9 protein-coding genes are annotated in these 5,883 nt (G+C 64.6%); all 9 read left to right on the top strand.

From position 1 onward, the window contains the following. The coding region (locus tag G7Y51_RS12945) for a N4-gp56 family major capsid protein (RefSeq protein ID WP_165178128.1) at nt 1–827 on the top strand (827 nt) is incomplete at its 5' end. 12 nt (nt 828–839) lie between these two features. Beyond that, nucleotides 840–1,367, top strand: a complete 528-nt coding sequence (locus G7Y51_RS12940; protein WP_165072821.1) for a hypothetical protein — start codon at nt 840–842, stop codon at nt 1,365–1,367. Next, on the top strand, nt 1,367–2,080 hold the full coding sequence (locus tag G7Y51_RS12935) for a DUF6682 family protein (protein WP_346773702.1): 714 nt from the start codon (nt 1,367–1,369) through the stop codon (nt 2,078–2,080). Before G7Y51_RS12940 ends, G7Y51_RS12935 begins: the two co-directional genes overlap by 1 nt. Next, nucleotides 2,077–2,661, top strand: coding sequence for a hypothetical protein (locus G7Y51_RS12930; RefSeq protein WP_165178124.1), 585 nt, complete (start codon nt 2,077–2,079; stop codon nt 2,659–2,661). The genes G7Y51_RS12935 and G7Y51_RS12930 overlap by 4 nt, the downstream gene beginning before the upstream one ends. Nucleotides 2,662–2,670: 9 nt before the next feature. Then, a complete protein-coding gene (locus G7Y51_RS12925) occupies nt 2,671–3,411 on the top strand; it encodes a hypothetical protein (RefSeq protein WP_165178122.1) in 741 nt (246 codons plus the stop codon). Next, entirely contained in the window at nt 3,383–3,709 is a 327-nt protein-coding gene (locus tag G7Y51_RS12920; RefSeq protein ID WP_206214344.1) for a hypothetical protein, read from the top strand. The genes G7Y51_RS12925 and G7Y51_RS12920 overlap by 29 nt, the downstream gene beginning before the upstream one ends. Before the next feature lie 24 nt (nt 3,710–3,733). Then, nucleotides 3,734–3,982 carry a hypothetical protein gene (locus G7Y51_RS12915; RefSeq protein WP_165178118.1) on the top strand — a complete coding sequence of 83 codons (249 nt, stop codon included), beginning with the start codon at nt 3,734–3,736 and terminating at the stop codon, nt 3,980–3,982. Between the two features lie 195 nt (nt 3,983–4,177). Beyond that, nucleotides 4,178–4,462, top strand: a complete 285-nt coding sequence (locus G7Y51_RS12910; RefSeq protein ID WP_165178116.1) for a hypothetical protein — start codon at nt 4,178–4,180, stop codon at nt 4,460–4,462. 171 nt (nt 4,463–4,633) lie between these two features. Then, nucleotides 4,634–5,883: hypothetical protein (locus G7Y51_RS12905; RefSeq protein WP_165178114.1), on the top strand; the 1,250-nt coding region annotated here is incomplete at its 3' end.

The following is a 5,883-nucleotide window of genomic DNA, read 5'->3' as shown; positions in this document are numbered from 1 at the left end:
CGCCCGCCGCGTCCCAGCCCACCTTCCGCGACATTGAGGCGAGCATTACGCAGTACGGCGATTATGTGGAACTGACGGACGTGCTGACCGACACCCATGAAGATCCGCTCATTGCCGAGTTTTCGGACATTCTGGGCGAGCAGGCCGCGATCATGCTGGAGCGGGTGACCATCGGCACGCTGCTGGCCGGGACCAACGTCCATTTCGCGGGCGAAACCGGCGGCGTTATCGCCACCAGCCGCGCGGGGGTGAACCAGCCCCTGACCCTGGCCCTGCAACGGCGCGTCATGCGCGGGCTCAAACGCCAGATGTCCAAGCCCATCACCAGCGTGGTCAACGCCTCGCCCAACTTCGGCACCTCGCCCATCCCGCCGTCGTACATCGCCGTGTGCCATACCGACTGCGAAGCGGACATCCGGGAGATGCCCGGCTTTGTCCCGGTGGAAAAATACGGCAGCTACAAGCCCATGGACGGGGAAATCGGCAGCGTCGAGGGCGTGCGCTACCTCAGCACCACGGTGCTGGAGCCGTGGCTGGACGCCGGAGCCGCGCCCGCGGCCGGAAAGCCCGTGGAATCCAATGACGGCGCGTGCGCGGACGTGTACCCGATTTTGTATCTCGGAAAAAATGCGTTCGGCACCATTCCCTTTGCGCGCGGCAAAAACGGCGCGTCGCCCATCACCCCCACAGTGCTCAACCCCAACACGCCGCGCGGCGGCGACCCGCTGGGGCAGCGCGGCACCATCGGCTGGAAGGCGTATCACGGCGCCATCATTTTGTACGACTTCTACATGGCGCGCGCCGAAGTGGCCGTGTCCAGGGTCTAAAGGAGATACGACATGGCTGATCCCAAACAAGCGGCGCAGACCGCCAATCCGGCCGAAAGCGCGGACGCGCTCAAAGCCGAAGTGGAACGGCTGAAAGCCGAGGCCCATGCCGCCAAAGAGGAAGCCGAGGCGGCCAGGACTCTGGCCCGCGCCGCCAGAGAGGAAAAAGAGGCGGCCGAAGCGAAGCTCAAAGAGCAGTCGGACGCCCTTGATGCGGAAGTCTCGCGGCAGGAGGAGGCCATCCAGCGCCAGCTCCGCTCGCAGCGCAAGGTGCGGATCATCATTGCCAGCGGCAAAGACCCGCAGGATTGCTGCCCGGTGCCCGTGGCCGTGAACGGACGGGAATACCTGATCGTGCGGGACAAGGAAGTGGACGTGCCGCAGGGCGTGCTTGACGTGCTCGATCTGGCTGTGGAGCAGGTGGCGGAGGCGGTGGATGAAGCCGGCCAGAACAGGACTGTCTTTCGTCCGGCGCAGCGTTTTTCGTACCGCGTGCTCGGCCATATCGACCCGGCCACGGGCGAACTGGCGAGAATGTGATGCGCGCCGCCGAAGTGCTGCGCCTGGTGTCCGGGGCCTTGCAGGATCTGGAACCCGGCCTTGAAAGCCGCTGGCCATGGGAAGGCGGAGACGACGGGCGCATCGGCCTGCTCGACTTCCTCAACGCCGCCTTGCGGGCCGTCTCCATGCAGCGGCCGGATGTCACGGCCATCACCGAGCCTGTCCGGCTGGAACCGGGGATGCGGCAACGCCTGCCGCGGCGTCGGCTGCACGAGGCCAGCCGCGACGCGACCATGTTGATCGAGCTGACGCGGAATCTGGGGCGGGACGGCGAAACGCCCGGACCGGCCATTGTGTCGGCATCCCCGGCCGTATTGCTGGCCTGGGCCGACCCCGGCCGGACGGGCGAGGTGGTGGAAAACTACGCCTACGACCGCATGACCAACAAGGATGTCTACTACGTCTATCCCGGCGTGCCGGGGAACGTGGATGTCTGGGTGGAAGCGACGTACAGCGCGCCGCCCGCCGTCATCGTCAACCCGGATCAGGAGATGGGCCTGCCCGACGACTACGCGGAAGCCCTGAAACACCATGTGCTTGCGGGTATTCTTTCCGGCGACAACGAGAGCAGCAACGCCGGCAAGGCAGCCTACCACATGCAGATGTACGGCTCGCTGCTCGGCATCAAGACCCAGGTGGACGGCGCATGGCCCAAGGCCAAAAGCTCTGCCGTTCCCGGAGGCGGCGCATGACCTTCGCTACGCGCATGGAGCCCATGGACGGGCTTTTGCCCCGTATTCTGCCGCAGGTGCTGCCCTGCCCCCGCAGCATGGCCCTTGACGCCGTGCAGATGGTGGCGGGCGATTTCTGCAAGGAGACGGGCGTCTGGAGCATGGTGCTGGCGGAAAGCGTCCCGGCCGGGGAATGCCGGATTACGGCGCCCATGCCCCGTGACGCCGTGCTGGTTGACGTGCTGGGCCTGTATCTGGACGGACGGCTCCTTGATCGGTCGGACTATGTCCCGTCGTCCTATGACATTGTGTTGCGCTTCACGCCGCAGAGTGACGCCGTGGCCACCATTGAGGCGACGGCGCGCCCGGCCAGAACGGCAAGCGCGCTCCCGGCGGAGATCATGGAGGCGTGGGGCGACGTGATTGCCCACGGGGCCCTGGCCCGGCTCAAGAGCATGAGCGGCGCTCGGATAGAGTGGACGGACGCCCAGGGCGCGGCCCTGCACAACGACCTGTACAACGAGGGATGCGCCGACGCCCGCACGCGGATGTTCCGCAATCGGCATGGCGGCGGAACCCTGTACGTCAATTCGGGGGATTGAGAGGACAGCATGGATATACCCTTGGTCAATGTCACGGCGCAGATACGCGACCAGCAGGGCCGCCCTGTTCACCGGGCGCAGATTGTGATGCGCCTGACCACTGTGGAACGGTACTGCGGCCTGATCGTGCCCCGCGAAGCGCGCGCCGAAACCGACCCGCAGGGCCGCGCCGTGCTCAAGGTCTGGCCCAATGAGCTGGGTACGGAATCCAGCGAGTACATGGTGACGGTAACCTTCCCCGAAGCCTGCCAGGTCAGCGGCGGGAAACATCCGAGCCACCTGCCGCCCCTGCGCAGCCTGCGCTACCACGCCACGGTGCCCAACGCCGACTGCAACCTGCACGATATTGCCGAGTTGCCGCCCTACGAGCAGCGTGGCGCGGGGCAGATCATCACCTCCGAGGTGGCCGCCTATGCGGCGGAAGCCGGGAGATACGCGGCGGCGGCCGAGAGCGCCAGAGACGCCGTGTCGGCCGTGGAAAGCGGCCTGAACGCCCTCGCGGATCAGGCGGAGGCCGCAAAGACGGCGGCGCAGGAGTTCGCCCGGCAGGCCAACTTGGCGACAGAGCGGGCGGATCGCGCGCAAGCCGCGCAAAGTCAAGCCGAAGACGCCGCGCAGCGCGCGGAAACGGCCGCCGACAGCGCCACGGAGAAAGCCGAAGCCCTTATAACCCGTATGGCCGAGGGCATGTTTGCCAGTTGGACGCTGGTGCAGGGGATAAATGAAGGGGGCCTGCTCCCCTTTGCCTGAAGGCTGCGGGTATTATCCCGGCCATCATGCCGTGCGCCTGTCGTGGGACGGCCTTGCCTGCCATCAGAACCGGCAATGGGAAGAAGCGGGCGAAAAGGGGGCGCTGTCCCATGTCGTGCGTCTGCTGTTTGCCGCTCCGGCGGATTCCGATTTTGAAGTGAACATTGCCGCTCACGTTGATGTGCCTGAAGCGGGCGCCGGAGCAAGCATTCTGGAGGAACGCCTCACGCGGATGGAAAACACTATTTCCGACTTGAGCAGCAGAGCCGTGAGTTACGCGGAACTGCCTCAAGCATAATCATCAACCTGTTGGAGGAACATCATGTCCCAGATCAGCAAAGTCGTTCTGAAGGATGTTGACGGCAATGTCCTGCATCCCCAGACGGACGCGGGCATTGTGAGCGTCAATGACGCTGCGGGCTCTCCCAGCAATGTGCAAAGCGAGATTCAGGCCCTGCGCGAAAAGCAGAGCGAAATGGCCAACATCGACTTCTTTGTGAACAAGGGCGACGTGAACAGCGACGCGGATCTGCCCGCGCAGGACTACAAGAACGGCTGGGCCTACTACTGAAGACAGCAACTGGTTACTGCGGCAGCCAGCCAACGCAACCGCTGTCGCTATCCGTAAGCAAGCAAAGCTTGCTAACGGCTACCGCGGCGACCGCGATCACTGCCGCCAGAGCTTTGAATCCGAACGGACGGGCAGGCAGTTGCCGCCGGAGTGTCGGCGCAGGTAAGAAGCCGCCACGCGCATTGTGAGGCTGAGATGTACTACTACGGCCTGCATTTTGTGGGCAGCGACAAGGTTCCCGTGCAGGTGCGCGTCCATACCCAAAAAACGGAAATCTGGGCGCGCTCCGCGCCCAACGGAGAGTGGACGCCCTGGCGGCGGCTGGACGTGACCCGCAACGCGGACGGGACGCTTGCGGAACAGGTAAGCGAGGCCACACATGCCAAGGACGCCGATACCGCCGGCAGGCTGCGCAAGCCTGCCCTGCCAGCATATTCAAGCACCAGCAGGACGGTTGGCTTGCCTGGCCGAACGTCGTGAACGTCGTCAAATCGGCGGTCATTGACGCGGAGGGGGACAAGCCTCTGGGGCACCTCTTTATCACCGGGGCGCGCGCGTACCCAACGCAATATCTTGCGGGCGGGGAGGAGTACCGCCTTGGTATTCCCCGGCCCGGCGCGGCGCCGCTTGTGGCCGTGGCCAGGGGGGGCGGTGGAAAAGACCGTGGCCTGTTACGCCTGGGGCGCGGACTCGGACAGTCAGATCCCGCCCCGCTACGGCTATGAGGACACCCTTGCCCCTGTCCGGGAGGATAACGTGAGCGTGGCGGCGTTTGCCGCATCGGCCTCGGAAGAGCCGGAAAGCTCGCCCACGGACAGCGGCATCAGCCGTTCCTCGGCCTACTGCTACACGCTGGTCCAGTCGCTTGCCGACGGGATATTTCAGCAGGAGTCGGCCCCGTCTCCGCCGTCAGAGGTGGTGGACGTGCTGGACGGCGACGGCGTGACCCTGAGCGGTTTTGAAATTCCTGAGGTGGACGGCCTCAATGTCACGCACATCAGGCTGTACAGGACGCAATCCGGCGAAAAAACGTCCGAGTTTCACTTCCTTGTTGAGCTTCCCGTGCCCGTTGCATCGTACCTGGACACCACGCATGACGCGGACTTGTCCACGCTGGTCTTGCAGACAACGACATGGGATTGCATCCCCGACGATGCACGCGGCCTCATTGTGGCCGACAATGGGATATATGCGGCCTTCCGGGGCAATGAACTCCTGATTTCCGAGCCGAACTACGCCTATGTATTCCCGGCGGACTACCGGCTTGTGGTTGAGGATCAGATCGTCGCCCTGGGGCACACCGACAATACAATCGTGGTCTTGACCACGGGGCGCCCCTATCTCGCAACGGGGAGCGATCCGGGGCAGATGCAGCTTACCCATCTCCCCATTGAGCAGTCATGCGTTTCCGCCCGCTCCGTGGGCAGCCTGCCGGGCGGCGTCGTCTATGCAAGCCCGGACGGCCTTATGCTGTTCACCGCAAGCGACCAGTCGCTTGTGAGCGGCCAGACCTTTACCCGCGACCAGTGGCAGGAGCTTGGCCCCCAGAACCTGATGGGCACCGTTCTTGACGGCAAATACATCGGCTTCTTCGCGGGCACACGCCACGGGCTGATTTATTCGGTAGGCGCGAAGGATATTGTGCGCGTGGAGCTTCCGAAGGGCTGGCAGGTGCGCGCCCTGTACCATCATTCGGTGGACGACTGCATCTACCTGTCCATTGATACGCCGGAGGGGAGCGGCGTCTATCAGTGGGAAGCAGGCGCGCCCATGCGGTACACATGGCGCTCGAAGCCCTTCTTCTTTTCCGCCCTCACACCAATGAGCGCCGTCCGCATTGAAGGCGAGCAGACCGGGGGCGACCCGGTTGACGTGACCATTTTCGGCCCGGACGCGGAATA

This window comes from Desulfovibrio sp. ZJ369 (assembly GCF_011039085.1).
Lineage (GTDB): Bacteria > Desulfobacterota > Desulfovibrionia > Desulfovibrionales > Desulfovibrionaceae > Desulfovibrio.
The sequence above is the reverse complement of the archived record's forward strand: the minus strand, read 5'-3'. Positions and strand labels throughout refer to the sequence as shown.